This window comes from Spirosoma taeanense (assembly GCF_013127955.1).
GTDB lineage: Bacteria > Bacteroidota > Bacteroidia > Cytophagales > Spirosomataceae > Spirosoma > Spirosoma taeanense.
This window is the reverse complement of sequence record NZ_CP053435.1, coordinates 5,223,691-5,239,351: the sequence shown is the minus strand read 5'-3', so window position 1 is coordinate 5,239,351 and position 15,661 is coordinate 5,223,691. Positions and strand designations below refer to the sequence as shown.

Here is a 15,661-nt window from a genome sequence, read left to right as displayed (position 1 = left end):
CTTAAAACGGTTTGCAAAAAAGTTTTTAGAATTTCAGATTCACCATCAGATAACCCCAGGTTGCCGATTTGTCGGCGTTTGATACGGCTTTGGCTGCAGCCAGGGCGTCGGTAGCGCTAAAAACAGAGTAGCCACCTTCCAGCCCAATCTGCTTGGTTACTGCATACTGCGCAATGAAATCATACTCCTGTCCGAAAGAGGGTTTACTCAGCGGAATCTTGTCCGTACCAACGATGGTGTTTGTGCTGGCAAACTGGTGGAAGTCGAGCGACATTGTGAGCCGGTCGAGTGGTTTATAGCGGACTTTGAGATAGAAATCCGACAGTCCACCTACGCCAAAGCCATCGGCTACGTAGAAGTAATCCATATATCCCCAGTGTTTATGGGGCGTTCCATAGAGCGGATCGAAGCGCCGGTTCGTGCTCGTCGTCGCGTTGCCCGGCTCGTTGCCGCTAGTATAATCTTCACCAACCGTAATGGCGGTACGCTGGCTGGTGGCGTAGGTGAGCGAGCCTGATAGCAGGTACGCCGATATAGTCCGGCCATCTTTATCGCGTCCGGTCTGGTAATAGGCTTCGGCTTTTACGCCCAGCTTTTTCACCGTTGCATTTACGTAACTGCCCAGCGTTACGCGGCTCCAGGTTCCGTCACTATAAGTTCTGGTCGCTGCTACCGTACCGCTGGATGGTGTCGTAACGTATTGGTTGAAGTCATCCTTAATAATCAGGAAGGATGCGCTCCCCGCCGAAAATTTCTTGCCCAGATAAGCGAACTGGAGAGATTTGTAGGCGGTGCCAATACCGTTTGTTCCGGCTGTGTACCCGGTGGGAGTACCGTTATAAATAGTTCCGGACTTCAGTTCACGGTTCTGGTTATACGCAACACCGGCATGGAGCATCCAGCCTTTGTTGCCATATTTCAGCAAGGCCATGTCATGTCGTCGTCCCTGCTGCAGCCAGTCGAGGTTTCCCAGCAGCCGGACATCGTCATAAACCAGTTCCTGCCGCCCAATCTTCAGAGACAATTCCTTCCCAAGCTTAGTCTGAGCTGTGTCGAGCAGACTAAACTCGCCCCAGGCTTCGTGAAGCAGCAGACCGTTCAGGTCGGCGTTGGTTGTTCGGTTGATAGTGGAAGCATCCTGGCCCCAGACGCGTACGTCCTGGAGAGTTGCAAAGGCTTTGATCCGGTAGCCTGAATAAGCTGCGCTGACGCGGGTCCGCTGGGAGGTGAAAAATGCTGCCCGGTCACTTTCTTTTAGTAGCGTTCCCTGCCCATTGCGGTATTCCGAACGGGTGCGGAGCTGGCCACTAAACGTAAATTGAGCGTAAGCAGAAGAGACGGCCAAAGCCGAAACCACACAACAACTTAGAAAAGTTTTGTGGTGTATGAAAAAGTTCATACATTTGATATGGTTTAAGGTGGAACACAAGGAACTTGAACCAGTTGCCCCGTTGGGACCGCCATCCCGTCGGGGCTTTTATTTTTCTGCCAGTTCAACCGCCATTGAGCGGGCAGCTTACGTCCCTGCAGGTGAGGTCATCCGCCAATGAGCCAGTCTGCAAGTATTAACAGTCTACTAATTTCGACATTCAATAACTCGTTACACTTACATTGGCCAAAGGTTCTGCCTCAGATGAAAGTATAGAATCAAGCTATTAGCAAGTAGTACTTCTGCTAAGTATTAATACTTAATAATTGATGAGATAAAATTAGGTATAAATTCTTATTTACCAAAAAAACAGTTGCTTTTTTCAGGTATTTCGAAAAAATATTTGGCTTTTTAAGGAAAACAGGCTTGTTTTTATAGCTATTGTTCAATAAAAATTAGTTTTTGTCTGATTTTAGGTTTTACTCTAAAAAATACTCTATAAGTAACACCCTATCGCTACGTAAGTGATTTGTATGCCAGGTATAAGAAAAGCCTGAACTCTATCCCGTAAGAAAAGAGGTCAGGCTTTTTGCATGACTGTTATAAGGCTATGGGCGGCTACGCTTCTGTTGATGCCACAGGCTGCGTCGCTACATTATGACTGGGATGAGCCGTCACCGGGATACTAACCAGAACACGGGTGCCCGAGTAAACACCATTTAGCTTCGCCAGTCCGGGACGGGTAGTGCCCGCCCGGGCCATAATGCGGAAAGTGCCGTCCAGTAACCGGGCTCGTCCGCGCATGTTATGTAACCCGTGGGTTGTTCGTGATTTTGGAACAGCCGGTAACCCGCAGCCATCGTCGGTAATTCTAAGAAACAATCGATCCTGCCGTAGCTCCAGACTCACGTCAATGTGGGCCGCGCTGGCATGTTTGACTGCGTTGTTGACGGCTTCCTGCACGATTCGATATAACCCAATCTCGACCGGCTGGCCAAAGCGTTCATTCGTGAGTGACGTCTGCAACGAAACAGAAGCGGTACTCTGCCGATCCTGCTGCTCGATGAGTTGACGTAACGCCGACACTAAGCCAAAGTCGCTCAGAGCGGGCGGCATGAGGTTGTTGGACACGTGCCGCGTTTCCTGAATGGTGCGAACGAGCAGGGTTTTCAGGTTGGCAAACGTACTCTGGTCTTTTTCGGTAAGCTGGTTAGCCGAACGGATATTCTCGGACAGAAGTTTCAGGCCAGTCAGCATCTGGCCAATACCATCGTGAAGTTCACGCGATAGGCGTTTGCGTTCTTCTTCCTGACCCTGTACTACCGATGAAAGCCGAATCCGCTGTTCATTCAGGCGCTGTTCGTGGCGCAGGGTTATTTCCTGAACCAGTTGTTTCTGGGTTACCTGTAATGACTCGTTCGCCTGCCGCAACTGCTCATTGACCTGCCGGGTTTCCTGTTCAGAATGCGTAAGCTGGCCAATTGTCTGCCGGAGAATCTGCACGGCCGGATAAAAAATCAGCAAAGCTTCGAGCAATAGCACAAAGAGCGTAATGGCCAGAAGAACATGCTCAATGCCCCGTAACTGCTCAATTTTAACCTCGGCTTCGTGGGCGTACTGGCGTACAATCGCATCCATTATTTGCAGAAAGTCCTGCTCATGCGCCAGTATCTCGCGCACACTACTCTGCAGTGCTTCCGTTGATGGATCTGGCTGCCGGGTAAGTGTCAGTAGCCGATGAGCATGCTCGCTGATGACCTGGAAGTGCGGATCAAGCTGACCGAATAACTTTCGAATGTTTTTGCTGTTGTACAGCTGAACGTTTAAGTCGGTAAGATGACCGCTTTTCAATTCCCGATGATACCGCTCCCAGCGAGAAAGCACCGTCGTTAACTCAGCCTGCACCGCTGAATTGCTTTTGAACGAAGCGCCGTTTGTCAGCAGTAAAACGTCCTTGGCAATTTGCTGGCTTTGGTACCGTTGCCGCCCGGCATAGTTAACCAGATACGAATCGCTAGTCTGGTTACGCAACTGCTGCTGCACCAGCACCTGCCCGACAATGGTCAGGCCAGCCACTAAGGATAGGGCGAATATGTATCGCTGGGTGTATCGACGGGTGATCATAGGCACTTGTTGAGTAAGCTGATTAAACTAACGTAACGAGTTTATAGACCGATGTAAACTTTTTCGTTGTCAATCCGCACCGGATACGTCTCGATGCGGTAGTCGTCGCCGTTGAGGTTTTCACCCGTGCAGAGCGAAAACGTCTTCTTATGATACGGACAGGCTACTTTAGGTTCACCATTCTGGTCGCCAATCAGGCCCCGCGCCAGAATCATCTGCATTTTGTGCGGGCATTGGTTCTGGCAGGCATACCACTCACCAGTTTGAGCAAAGTGAAATACGGCAATCTGGCGTTCGCCAATTTTAACGCAGGCGCCACCATCAGCCGGAAACGCATTCACCGATGCGGCTTCGTACCATTGGATTGTATCTGGATTGATAAGTTCGGATGTCATGGTCTTAAAGAAGTGAAAGAGTGAATAAACAAACGATTGCTCAGGCTGCATTGGTGCTACCTGAGCAATCACTCACGTTTACCAGTCCACGGGCCGTTTCTGACCACGTCCGTCCGGAACAAAAGCCAATGTAGAATCAACTTCGTCGACGTTAACGAAGTGACGATACTGGTTCCGCAAATCCTCATTTTCTACGACCGATTTCCATTCGCACTGGTAGGTCTGAACAATGTGTTCCATTTCGGCCTCGAACTGTGCATTCAAACCCAGCACATCGTCGATAACCACACTTTTCAGGTAATCCATGCCGCCTTCCAGTTTGTTGAGCCAGGTGGCCGTACGGGTGAGCGGCTCGGCAGTTTTGACGTAGAACATCAGGAATCGGTCGAGGTAACGAACGCAGGTTTCGCGGTCGATATCCGAAGCCAGAAGTTGGGCATGTTGCGGTTTAGCCCCGCCATTCCCACACACATACAGGTTCCAGCCTTTTTCGGTCGCGATAATACCAAAATCCTTACCCTGTGCTTCGGCACATTCCCGAACGCAGCCCGAAACGCCCCCTTTAAGCTTATGCGGAGCCCGTAAGCCTTTATACCGTTCCTCTACTTCAACTGCAAAGCCGACGGAATCCTGAACGCCAAACCGGCACCAGGTAAAACCCACGCAGCTCTTTACAGTCCGCAGCGCCTTTCCGTACGCGTGGCCACTCTCAAACCCGGCTTCGATCAGCTCCTCCCAGATATAGGGCAGTTGATCGACCCGCGCGCCGAAAAGGTCAATACGCTGTCCGCCGGTAATTTTGCAGTATAAGTCGTACTTCTTCGCTACAACGCCCAGAGCAATCAGCTTTTCTGCCGTGATTTCGCCACCCGCAACCCGAGGGACAACGGAGTAGGTTCCGCCCCGCTGGATATTTGCCAGATACCGGTCGTTGGTATCCTGAATAACGGCTTGTTGAGCAATCAGCTGGTTGTGAACACTGGCCAGAATAGACGCTACCGCCGGTTTGCAGACCTCGCAGCCGTGACCTTTGCCGTACCGGCGGATAACGTCGCTGTAAGTCGTTTCGCCATTAATGCGGATCAGGTCGTACAACTCCTGGCGCGTATGGTCAAAATGTTCGCAGAGAACTTTACGGACAATCTTACCCTGCGCCTTCAGGGTTTCGGTCAGCAGATCATTGAGCATCGGCACGCAGCCTCCACAGCCCGTTCCGGCCTTCGTGCATTTCTTGATGGCAGCTACGTCACTTAACTCCTTATCAGTTACGGCCGAGCAGATGTCTCCTTTCGATATACCTTCGCAGGAGCAGATTAAGGCTTCATTGGGCAGACTCATTACGCCCGAAGAGGTCGACGCAGCGTCACCTTTACGGGGTGGTAGCAGCAGATCTTCGGGAGTGGGTGGTAAAACAATCCGATTTTTGCTCGTTTGCAGAAGGATATTATACGACTCAGCTTCGCCTACCAGAATGCCGCCCAGCAAATGCTTGCCATCTTCGGTGATATTAAGCCGTTTATAGACTCCAGCCAGTTTATCTTCATAGACCAGCGTCCGGTGTGGTATCTGTTCGCAGAACGGCTCACCGAAGCTAGCTACGTCCACGCCAATCAGCTTCAGCTTAGTTGACATGTCAAAACCCGTAAAGGTTTTTCCGCCCGTAGCGTCATTGGCCGTAATTACGCTGGCAACCTCAGTTGCAACAATATCCGCCATTTCATAGCCCGGTGCCACCAGACCATAGATCATACTGCCATGCAGGGCACACTCACCGATAGCAAATATACTGGGGTCTGATGTTTGCAGGAGATCGTTCACAACGATGCCTCCGCGTGGGCCAACCTCCAGACCCGCCTGACGAGCCAGTTCGTCGCGGGGTTTGATACCAGCCGAAATAATGACCATGTCGGCTTCCAGCAGCGTATCGTCGGCGAAGCGAAGACCCGTTACGCGATTGTAACCCTCAAACTCGACCGTGCTCTTGCTAAGATGAATCCGTATGCCAAGGGCTTCCATCTTTTGCCGGAGCATATCGGCACCAGCCGTATCGAGCTGGCGGGGCATGAGCCGGGGGGCAAACTCCACGACATGCGTTTCCAGGCCCATATCCATAGCTGCTTTAGCCGCTTCCAGACCAAGTAGCCCGCCACCAATGACAACGGCTTTCGTTGCCTGATCACCCCAGGCGGTGATTGCTTCGAGATCCTCAATGGTCCGGTAAACGAAAATGCCATCTTTCTGCACCCCCGGAACCGGCGGAACGAAAGGCGCGGAGCCAGTTGCCAGCACCAGAATATCGTAGCTGACGGTTTCGCCCGTGTGGGTGGTAATTATACGGGCATCGCGGTCGATATGCGTAATGCACTCGCTCGTACGCAGGTTGATACCGTTATCTGCATACCACTCGGCAGGCGCCATCGCCAGGTCATCGGCTGATGTACCCGAAAAGTAGGCACTCAGATGTACCCGGTCGTAGGCGGGACGCGGCTCTTCGCCGAAAACGGTGAGTATAAACCGACCGCCATCGGTTTCACTCGCATTGTTCTTGGCCAATCCTGGCCGGGTCAGCAACTTTTCGCAGAACTTGTAGCCTACCATTCCATTGCCAACTACCACAATGTTCGTCATGGTTGAAAAGAATTATAAGTGGAACCCAAGGAACATTACTAAAAATTGTATTATTCAGCTAAATTTTATTAAATTCTGTTACTTTGTGATTAGGCAGAAGTAAATTTGTTAAATTTGATATAAAGCTATAGTATTATTTTGAATATCTAAAAATATATACGTAAAATTGTTGAGTATTTCTACTTAACTAAATCGTTGGCGGACGATGAATAAGCTCAAACAGCCTAAGCTAACCCTTGTCGGTGCAGGACCAGGCGATCCGGATCTGATTACACTCAAAGGCGTTCGGGCCCTGCAAACGGCCGACGTAGTTTTATACGATGCGCTCGTGCATCCTGATCTGTTGCAGCATGCACCCGAGTCAGCCGAACGGGTGTTTGTTGGCAAGCGCCCCTGGCAGCCGACGGGTCCGGCGAATCGCTGCGAATTCGCGCAGACTGACATCAATCACCTGATTGTGCAGTATGCACATAGCCACGGGCACGTTGTCCGGCTGAAAGGGGGTGATCCCTTTGTGTTTGGCCGCGGGTTTGAAGAGTTGGTGTTTGCCGAAGATTGTGGTGTAGAAACAGCCGTCGTACCCGGCCTGTCGAGCAGTTACTCCGTTCCGGCATTGGCTGGCATTCCGCTTACCTGCCGGGGTGTTAGCGAGTCGTTCTGGGTCTTAACCGGTACAACGAAAGACCATCGGCTGTCTGCCGACATTCGCGCGGCTGTTCAGTCGACGGCTACGCTAGTAATTCTGATGGGCATGAAACACCTGCCCGAGATTGTGGCCCTGCTGTCCGACGCCGGACGCGAGAAGGTACCGATGGCAATTATTCAGAACGGAAGCCGGGCGGATGAACGCATGGCAATGGCCCCCGCCAGCGCGATTCTTGGCGCTGTTGAGGGCCATAAACTAACCAATCCGGCCATTATTGTTATTGGCGAAGTTGTCAGATTACATTCAGAATGGCCCCTGGCTGGTATAACCGTATCTGATGCTGCGGTTGAAGCTCTGGCCCTAATAAGTAGGTAGTTGGTTTAGGCTTGCTTTTACCTGAATATGTCAATCGTCCTCCATGTCAACTGTCAGTCTTCTACTGGATGCACCTACCGACACGGCACTTGGTCGGGGTATCAAACATATTGGAATTGGTAAGTATGGCAGCAAGCCTTTGCCGCCTGACCTGCTGGCCGAATGCCGTGAAGCTCTGATGGACCCCCTGGCGCATCCGCTACAGCGGGGAGCGTTTCTGGGGGCCTTGCTGGCCAAAGGCCCAACGCCCGAAGAAATGACGCTGGAGGAAGTGATTGGTAAACGCGCCTTTTCGCACCCTACATTCTTTATTAGTAAAGTCTGTCCCGATTTACCGGAGGGAATGCACCCCATTGCTACCAAACTCGTTCGGGGGCACAATCTGCAGGTAAGCGAAGCTCATCAATTGGGTGATTATTTATTTGGTGATGGTGAATGCGAAACCTTTCGGGGTCTGGCAGCCAGTATCATGCGTGTCCGGCACGAAACCAACGAGGAGTATCACGGCCTGATGCGGGCAGCCGAGGATACGTACTCGCCCGGTTTTGGAAAAATAAGCTGCGCCAACCGCCCGTTGATTCAACTCGCTGAACCGTTCGATGGGGTGGAGAACAGCTACATGATTACGCCCCTGCTGGCTCAGTTTTTTCATAAGCATAACTACGGAGTCGTATCCGTCGTTGGGCGGTCAGGTGGGCCGAAGTTCACGCTGAATGCACTCGATGTATATATGCATCTTGGCTGCCAGTTCCTGCAAAGCAACCATGAGCTGGATACGCCTTTGGCTAATTACGGCTGGGTACTCGACCAGAAGGCGCTCTCGCCAGCTATTAATCATTGGGTAGACCGACGCCGGATTTTAATTAAACGGCCTTTCCTGGCAACGCTCGAAAAGGTCCTGAATCCCTGTCACGCTCAGATATTGGTCACATCCGTATTTCACATTACCTACCAGATGAAAATGGCCGAGTTGGCCATGATGGCGGGCTTCGACGCGGTTATTGTACTCAAACGCGGCCTGGAAGGCTCTCTGGCGCCATCCACGAGCCGGGCAACCGGTATTTTGTGCGCCGTTCGGACGCCCCGTGGGCATTTGTTTTATCAGCACTTTGAAGGCGATTCGTCTACGTTTGCTTCTTTCCGTACCGAACGTGAAACCCAGTATGACCTGCCACTGGCTGCTGATAATGCCCGGCTGATAAAGCAGTTTATGACGGATGGCCACACGGATGACGCAGACTTTGACAACCGGGTTCGCTTTGCACATGCGCTCTACGGCCGCGGATTGTCCTGGATTGAGGGTCAATTGCAGTGAACCATTCGTATATCAAATCAGCCTTTTATCCCGATTCGCTGTTTTTAGGCTGATCGCTTTCATCTTTTGGAAAATCGGTAGAGTCAGGGCGGTTTTTGTTTTGCTTGATAACCGTGCAATCGGCTGGCGTGGCGCGCAGGGTTATGCTCAATTGAAGAACGGGTTTTTATCAGATAGCGAAGGAAGAGGGCGCAGCATGATCTATGCTGCGCCCGTTTTTTGCGGCTGTGCTGTACCTTTGTCAATCCTGGGTCCGACAGACGTAACCCATAGCTAACCGCCATTGCGGAGCTGTTGCTGCCGGTTCAGTTTTTCCATCGGCAGCTGCGGGCTGCGAGATACCTATGACAGACGTAATCATCATTGGGGGCGGTATTGTTGGCCTGGCGACCGCCCTGCAAACTAAGCAGCAACAGCCCTCCCTGCGGGTACTCCTGATTGAGAAAGAACCCGCCGTTGCCCGCCACCAGACTGGCCACAATTCAGGCGTAATCCATTCAGGACTATATTATAAGCCTGGCTCGCTCAAGGCTACGAACTGTATTCGGGGCTACCGGATGCTGCTGGACTTCTGCGATGCCGAAGGCATTGCCTATGACCTTTGTGGTAAGATTGTCGTAGCGACCAAACTCGAAGAACTGCCGCAACTGGATACGCTGTACGAGCGCGGCCAGCTCAACGGCCTGGGTGGTTTACGTAAACTATCGCTGGCCGAAATGCGCGAGATTGAGCCGCACGTCAGCGGAGTAGCGGGGATGTTTGTGCCGCAGACGGGCATTATCGACTACAAGCAGGTGGCCGATAAGTACGCCGAAAAATTTCAGGCGTTAGGGGGCGAAATCCGGCTGGCCGAACGTGTTGAGCAGGTAACTCCCGGAACAAGTCTGAGCATTGTCGTAACCAGCAAAGATCGCTACGAAACCAGGCTTGTGGTCAATTGCGCCGGACTGTACTCCGATAAAATTGCCCAGCTAACCCAGCGCGAAGCTATTCATGTACGTATCGTGCCGTTCCGGGGCGAATACTACAAGATCCGGCCGGAGAAGGAATACCTGGTCAAGAACCTGATTTATCCCGTTCCTGATCCGAACTTCCCGTTTCTGGGGGTTCACTTTACCCGCATGATTCACGGCGGGGTAGAAGCGGGGCCAAATGCCGTGCTGGCCTTTCAGCGCGAAGGCTACGCAAAGTCTGACGTAAACCTGAAAGAGTTGTATGAAACGCTGTCGTGGCCCGGCTTCCAGAAAGTAGCTGCCAAATACTGGCAGACGGGTCTGGGCGAAATGTATCGTTCGTTCTCAAAATCGGCGTTCACCAAAGCCTTGCAGGAGCTTATTCCGGAAGTGCAGGAGGCTGATCTCGAAGACGGTGGCGCAGGCGTTCGGGCGCAGGCATGCGATCGAACGGGCGGCTTGCTGGACGATTTTGCCATCCTGGAAACAAACAAAGCCATTAACGTTATTAATGCGCCCTCGCCGGCAGCGACCTCGTCGCTGGCGATTGGGCAAACCGTGTCCGAAAAAGTGCTGGCTCGGTTTTAACCAAGTCTTAACAAACAATAGCGGTCAGGTCAGGTTTCACTAACAGATTTTGCGTTTAAATCAGATCTGCTCATGAAAGCTATTAATCCAGTTGAAGTATTAGATACACCGTCCGATCTGGAAGAAAAAGGGCGGGAGAAAGTTGCCGAGTCGCTGAACCGACTGGTTGCTGATGCCTTTGCGCTGTACATCAAAACGAAAAATTACCATTGGCATATGTCGGGTCGGCATTTCCGCGACTATCACCTGTTGCTGGATGAACAGGCCGAACAGATTTTTGCCACTATCGACCCTCTGGCCGAACGGGTCCGGAAAATCGGCGGTAACACAATCCGGTCGGTGGCGCACATCGCTCAGTTGCAGCGGGTGAAAGACAACGACGAGGATTTTGTGGCACCGAAAGACATGCTGACCGACCTGATCGCTGAAAACAAAAAGATGGCCAAGAACATGCGCGATGCTCACCAGATTGCCGACGAAGCAGAAGACGTAGCAACGGCCAGTCTGCTGGAAGTATATATTGACGAGACAGAACGGCGCACCTGGTTCCTGTTTGAAACCACACGTGAGCTGAACTGACCCCTCCTGAATTCTGGATTAGCCTTCCGGTACGCTTGATTCACAACGTACCGGAAGGCTTTTTTGACTAGATTGCTTGTATGAAAGTACGCCCTTCCGCACTCATCTGGCGTCAGAACGCCAACCAGACTGAAGTCCTGCTGATGCACTATAATTACGGCAATCAGGACGTGTTCGCCCTGCCCGGTGGTAATCCAAATCGGGGCGAAATACTGCCCGAAACCGTTGTCCGTGAAATTCGTGAGGAACTGGGCGTTTCGGTTGATATCGGGGAAATGATCCTGGCCGGGGAAATGCTGCTTTCTCAGCGGAACGATGATGTGCTGCATGTCGTGTTTGCCGCCCGCAACTTACAGGGCGACCCGGCATTGAACCCAGCCGAAACAACTGCTCTGGCGATTGTCTGGAAGCCCGTTGCAGAGCTGAACCAGCTTAATCTTTACCCGAACATTGGTAGCCGCATTCAGCCCTGGTTCACGAGCGCTACATATTTAGGCTACGTTGGGCGGATCGAGCAGCAGTATTTCGAATAAAGCTCCCGCCAACCATACCGAGTGTGCTGGCCAGTAGCCCCCACATCATAGGTGAATAGTCGGTGGCGAGCCAGAGGCACAGCAGCCAGACCCCTAGGCCGACAGCCATCGACCATAGGCAGCCGGTTAGGTTGGCCCGTTTCCAGTAAATACCGGCCGTTAACGGTACAAACAGCGAGACCAGACTAAAGGCCGACGATTCGCCAACCAGGTCGAAGATATTGGTATCGCGGGCCGTACTCATCCAGACGCAGATGACCGTAATGACCACGACGGCCCAGCGGATGGTTTTCAGAAGCGCCTGATCGCTCAGCTCGGGTCGGAAGAACTTCATGATATTCTCGCCGAAGACCGTGGCCGGAGCCAGAATCGCCCCGCTCGATACGCTGAGAATCGCCGACGTAACGGCCCCAAAGAACAGTACCTGCAACGGTAAGTTCCCGTGCTGCATCACCATGTTCGGTATAATAAGCTGATTGTCGGCTGGCAAATCGGGGTGCAGCAACCGGGCGCTGAGGGCGATGAATAAGGGCAGCATGGCAATGGTCAGATACATGCCCGAGGCCAGATACGACGCCCGTACGGATGTGTCTTCGGTTTTAGCCGCCATGACGCGCTGAAAGATATCCTGCTGCGGAATGGACCCCAGGCCAATTGTGAACCAGGCCGCCAGGTACTCAATCCACCCTTTCAACGTAGCCTCGGGCAAAAAACGAAAAAAGTTAGCGGGCGTTCGCTGCTGGATAATTTCCCAACCGCCAACCTGCTGCCAGAGCATGACGGCCAGTACCGCCAGCGCCACCACGATAATCAGGTTATGGAAAAAGTCGGTGATCGAAATGGACCACATACCGCCGAGCAGGGTGTAGAGCATGACCACACTCGCGCTGAACAGGATGCAGTATTCCCGCGGAATATCCGTTACAACGCTCAGCACTATACCGATGGCAATGAGCTGAGCGGCAATCCAGCTGAAATACGATGGAATAATCATGATCGCCGACAGCAGCTCTGCCGCCCGCCCGAAGCGGATACGGAAATAATCGCAGAAGGTGGTGATGTTGAGTCGGTAGAGGGGGCGGGCAAAGAAAGCGCCCACCAGAAATAAACACAAAGCCGATCCAAAAGGCTCTTCAATAATGGCTGGCACTCCGCCTTCCACAAACATGGCGGGTGCGCCCATGATCGTTTCGGAGCCGAACCAGGTGGCAAACGTTACGGATGCCGCCAGAACCAGGGGCAATCGTCGTCCGGCGAGCACAAAATCCTGCGATGTTGTAACGCGCCGGGCCGCCCACGCACCAACAGCTACGTTCGACAGGAGATAAAGAGTAATGAACAGCAGAAGCATACGTAAAAACGCTTGCGTCAAAACTACACAGACAGATAAAGAAAATTCCGTCTACAACCGAATTAATTCGGTTGTAGACGGAACATATAAGACGGTTTATGGGCAGTTTAGAGCCTGATTGTTGCTGGTAGGTACTTTGCAATCAGGTCTTCGTAATACGGCTTAAGCTCGCTCACTACGGGCGGCTTTGGGCTTTTCGAGTACAGATCATATGGGTTAAACTTCCGTACCCAGTTGAACATCGCCCGGTCGTGGTCGTCCATCAGGTGGTCGTAGGCTTCCTCGCGGTGCTGCGCGTAGAAGGAGTGGTACCGAATCATGTACAGTGCCGGCTCGGGCAGGTAGTCTTTCGTAATGTTGTAGAGGTACTCATCATGGCCCCACGACATATGGACATTACGCAGCCCACAGTTCGGGTCGTAAACGCCGTATTTAGTGTTGTACCGCTCGTCGTGGCTGTCGGGGTTGTTGACGAAAAACTCCGGATAAACAATCTTATCCGAATGCTTGCACCCCACCGGGAACGTATCGCCAACAACGGCCCACTGCGGCTCGCCGAACAAACACAGCACTTTACCCATGTCGTGCAGAAAGCCGGTCAGCACAAACCAGTCCGGATGGCCGTCGGCGCGGATGGCTTCGGCGGTCTGCAGCAGATGCTGAAGCTGATCGAGGTCGGTATCCGGGTCTGAATCGTCTACGAGTGTATTCAAAAATTCCATTGCGCCCCATACCGGCAGCTCTTTCTTGTCGAACGACAAAAACTCACGCTCTTTGGCCCGAACAAAGTCGTAGGTCTGGTAGGTATGATTGAGCCGGTAGAATTCCCGCACGGTGTCGCGTTCGGGGCTATCGTAGTTACGATACGCTTCTTTTGCCTTATGTTCAGGTTCAGGGTATCGGATCAGCAGATCATCTTCCCATTGTTCCAGGCTGCTGAGAGGGCTGAGTTCAGAATTATTGAAAGCAGTCATGATAAGTAATTCAGTTTCGGAAAGTAAACCTAGCTAAAAATTTAATAACCAACGGATTAAAATGCCTTTTGTTCGCGTAAAGTTCAGACATCAGATTACCAGAATACCGAATACAGAACGGCTAATACCCCAAAAATGGCTACCGCTCCCACGACAAAGGAGGGTGATACGCGGAACATGCGCCGTTCAACGATCAGTCCTTTGTTAAGCGGCACCCCGGCCGGGTCGGTCAGGGTTATAATAACCATTAGGGCCACGTCCAGACAAAATACCCAGGTTGTCCGGTGTAGAAAAGGAATTGGATCGGCCTCAATGTCTATAACGCTCATCATCTCGGGCCAGAACTTAAGCAACGTAGAAAACGGGATCGTCAGGATCGCTACCGTCAGGGCAGCCCGGTTAGTGGCCCGTTTCCAGAAGAAACCCAGCAGGAAAATTGCGAAGACGCCCGGCGTAATGAAATTGGTATATTCCTGAATATACTGATAGACCTGGTCGAATGAGCGCAGCATGGGAGCCAGAACAATCGCTATGGCGAATGAGACCAGCACGGCCCAGCGCCCTACGTTAACGAGCTTTCGCTCCGACGCGTCCTTATCAAAAAACTTCTTGTAGATGTCCAGCGTAAAAATCGTTGCGATCGAGTTGCATTTGCCCGCCAGCGATGCCACAACAGCGGCTGTCAGAGCGGCAAAGGCCAGGCCCTTCATGCCAATGGGCAAAAGATTCATCAGCACCGGGTACGCATGATCGGGTTTGACCACGCCCGAAGCGTCGGTCATGGCTGCCCGGAACGTACCTTCCTGGTAAAGTACATACGCAGCAATGCCGGGAATGACCACAATCAGCGGGATTACCAGCTTTAAGAAGGCTGCAAACAAAATTCCGGCGCGGGCCGTCTTCAAATCTGCCCCTAACGTTCGCTGCACAATGTATTGGTTACAGCCCCAGTAGTAAAGGTTATTGAGCCACATGCCGCCCAGTACCAGCGACATTCCCGGTAAGGCGTCGTAATGCGGATGCCCCTCACGGAAGTAGAGATGAAAATGGCTGTCGGCCTGTTTTCGTAAAGCAACCAGCCCATCCCATATCCCCGACGCCCCCGTTTGGTCGGCTACAAGTTGGAGGGCCAGATACGTTACGACCAGGCCCCCGATCACCAGCACCGTCACCTGGATAACATCTGTGTAGCCAATCACTTTCATGCCGCCAAGCGTAATGAAGATTGAGAATACTGCTAAGCCAATTGTGCAGGTCGTAAAGGATAAACCCGCCAGCGACTCAATGGCGATGGCCCCCAGATACAGAATAGACGTGAGGTTGACGAGCACATAAACCACCAGCCAGAACACCGCCAGAATGGTGCTGACGGTAGGGCTGTACCGTTGCGCCAGAAACTGCGGCATGGTGTAGATGTGGTTGCGAAGGTAGATGGGAATAAAAAAGATAGCGACCACAATCAGGGTTGCGGCCGCTATCCATTCGTAGGATGAAATGGCAAGACCCATGGCAAAGCCGGAACCGGCCATGCCGATAAAATGCTCGGCCGAAATATTGGAAGCAATCATTGAAGCTCCAATAGCCCACCAGGTCAATGAACCTTCGGCCAGGAAAAAATCCGTTGTATTAGTTTCAGTAGAGCGTCGACGCTGGTAAATCCAGTAGCCATAACCCACAACAACAATAAAGTAGATAAAGAAGACGACGTAGTCGGCCAGGGCAAGGTGGTTCATGTGAAAGGCAGGGCGAAAGAGCAGGCGTTTTATCAAAAAGCAAAACGCCTGCTTTTTATACCAGACTGACCGCGCACAAGGTCCCGGTTCTTCTTTAA

At 52.1% G+C, this 15,661-nt stretch carries 12 protein-coding genes; 5 read left to right on the top strand and 7 right to left on the bottom strand.

The window, feature by feature from the left end; genetic code table 11:
* Window positions 1-25: 25 nt before the first annotated feature.
* The 4 genes from HNV11_RS21745 to nirB form a co-directional block, all read right to left on the bottom strand.
* The gene (locus tag HNV11_RS21745; RefSeq protein ID WP_171741669.1) at window positions 26-1,399 is read right to left on the bottom strand and encodes an alginate export family protein; all 1,374 of its coding nucleotides are present in this window, start codon (window positions 1,397-1,399) and stop codon (window positions 26-28) included.
* A 588-nt stretch (window positions 1,400-1,987) separates the two neighbouring features.
* Entirely contained in the window at window positions 1,988-3,493 is a 1,506-nt protein-coding gene (locus tag HNV11_RS21740) for an ATP-binding protein (protein WP_171741668.1), read from the bottom strand.
* 41 nt (window positions 3,494-3,534) lie between these two features.
* A complete protein-coding gene (gene nirD, locus HNV11_RS21735) occupies window positions 3,535-3,888 on the bottom strand; it encodes a nitrite reductase small subunit NirD (protein WP_171741667.1) in 354 nt (117 codons plus the stop codon).
* Between the two features lie 78 nt (window positions 3,889-3,966).
* Window positions 3,967-6,516 (bottom strand): nitrite reductase large subunit NirB, encoded by a 2,550-nt coding sequence (gene nirB, locus HNV11_RS21730; protein ID WP_171741666.1) that lies wholly within the window; start codon window positions 6,514-6,516, stop codon window positions 3,967-3,969.
* Window positions 6,517-6,721: 205 nt separating this feature from the next.
* Between nirB and cobA the strand changes: the two genes are divergently transcribed.
* From cobA to HNV11_RS21705, 5 genes are all read left to right on the top strand, one after another.
* Window positions 6,722-7,537 (top strand): uroporphyrinogen-III C-methyltransferase, encoded by an 816-nt coding sequence (gene cobA / locus HNV11_RS21725; RefSeq protein ID WP_171741665.1) that lies wholly within the window; start codon window positions 6,722-6,724, stop codon window positions 7,535-7,537.
* A gap of 43 nt (window positions 7,538-7,580) precedes the next feature.
* Window positions 7,581-8,852, top strand: coding sequence for an anthranilate phosphoribosyltransferase (locus tag HNV11_RS21720; RefSeq protein WP_171741664.1), 1,272 nt, complete (start codon window positions 7,581-7,583; stop codon window positions 8,850-8,852).
* A 344-nt stretch (window positions 8,853-9,196) separates the two neighbouring features.
* Window positions 9,197-10,393 (top strand): L-2-hydroxyglutarate oxidase, encoded by a 1,197-nt coding sequence (lhgO, locus tag HNV11_RS21715; protein WP_171741663.1) that lies wholly within the window; start codon window positions 9,197-9,199, stop codon window positions 10,391-10,393.
* A 72-nt stretch (window positions 10,394-10,465) separates the two neighbouring features.
* Entirely contained in the window at window positions 10,466-10,972 is a 507-nt protein-coding gene (locus tag HNV11_RS21710; RefSeq protein WP_171741662.1) for a Dps family protein, read from the top strand.
* A gap of 80 nt (window positions 10,973-11,052) precedes the next feature.
* The gene (locus HNV11_RS21705; protein WP_171741661.1) at window positions 11,053-11,505 is read left to right on the top strand and encodes an NUDIX domain-containing protein; all 453 of its coding nucleotides are present in this window, start codon (window positions 11,053-11,055) and stop codon (window positions 11,503-11,505) included.
* On the opposite strand, the gene HNV11_RS21700 is transcribed toward HNV11_RS21705, so the two are convergent.
* The 3 genes from HNV11_RS21700 to HNV11_RS21690 all read right to left on the bottom strand — a co-directional run bounded on the left by HNV11_RS21700 (window position 11,456) and on the right by HNV11_RS21690 (window position 15,563).
* On the bottom strand, window positions 11,456-12,856 hold the full coding sequence (locus tag HNV11_RS21700; protein ID WP_171741660.1) for a sodium:solute symporter family protein: 1,401 nt from the start codon (window positions 12,854-12,856) through the stop codon (window positions 11,456-11,458). The two genes, HNV11_RS21705 and HNV11_RS21700, sit on opposite strands and share 50 nt — an antisense overlap.
* A 107-nt stretch (window positions 12,857-12,963) precedes the next feature.
* Window positions 12,964-13,830, bottom strand: a complete 867-nt coding sequence (locus HNV11_RS21695) for an inositol oxygenase family protein (RefSeq protein ID WP_171741659.1) — start codon at window positions 13,828-13,830, stop codon at window positions 12,964-12,966.
* 95 nt (window positions 13,831-13,925) lie between these two features.
* Complete coding sequence (locus tag HNV11_RS21690; RefSeq protein WP_171741658.1) at window positions 13,926-15,563, bottom strand: sodium/sugar symporter; 1,638 nt, start codon at window positions 15,561-15,563, stop codon at window positions 13,926-13,928.
* Window positions 15,564-15,661: the final 98 nt, after the last annotated feature.

Excerpts from the sequence above, each read along its gene's own strand:
- HNV11_RS21700 (WP_171741660.1), bottom strand. The coding sequence starts at position 12,856 with ATGCTTCTGCTGTTCATTACTCTTTATCTCCTGTCGAACGTAGCTGTT.
- cobA (WP_171741665.1), top strand. The coding sequence starts at position 6,722 with ATGAATAAGCTCAAACAGCCTAAGCTAACCCTTGTCGGTGCAGGACCA.
- HNV11_RS21720 (WP_171741664.1), top strand. The coding sequence starts at position 7,581 with ATGTCAACTGTCAGTCTTCTACTGGATGCACCTACCGACACGGCACTT.
- nirB (WP_171741666.1), bottom strand. The coding sequence starts at position 6,516 with ATGACGAACATTGTGGTAGTTGGCAATGGAATGGTAGGCTACAAGTTC.
- lhgO (WP_171741663.1), top strand. The coding sequence starts at position 9,197 with ATGACAGACGTAATCATCATTGGGGGCGGTATTGTTGGCCTGGCGACC.
- HNV11_RS21745 (WP_171741669.1), bottom strand. The coding sequence starts at position 1,399 with ATGAACTTTTTCATACACCACAAAACTTTTCTAAGTTGTTGTGTGGTT.
- nirD (WP_171741667.1), bottom strand. The coding sequence starts at position 3,888 with ATGACATCCGAACTTATCAATCCAGATACAATCCAATGGTACGAAGCC.
- HNV11_RS21690 (WP_171741658.1), bottom strand. The coding sequence starts at position 15,563 with ATGAACCACCTTGCCCTGGCCGACTACGTCGTCTTCTTTATCTACTTT.
- HNV11_RS21710 (WP_171741662.1), top strand. The coding sequence starts at position 10,466 with ATGAAAGCTATTAATCCAGTTGAAGTATTAGATACACCGTCCGATCTG.
- HNV11_RS21695 (WP_171741659.1), bottom strand. The coding sequence starts at position 13,830 with ATGACTGCTTTCAATAATTCTGAACTCAGCCCTCTCAGCAGCCTGGAA.
- HNV11_RS21740 (WP_171741668.1), bottom strand. The coding sequence starts at position 3,493 with ATGATCACCCGTCGATACACCCAGCGATACATATTCGCCCTATCCTTA.
- HNV11_RS21705 (WP_171741661.1), top strand. The coding sequence starts at position 11,053 with ATGAAAGTACGCCCTTCCGCACTCATCTGGCGTCAGAACGCCAACCAG.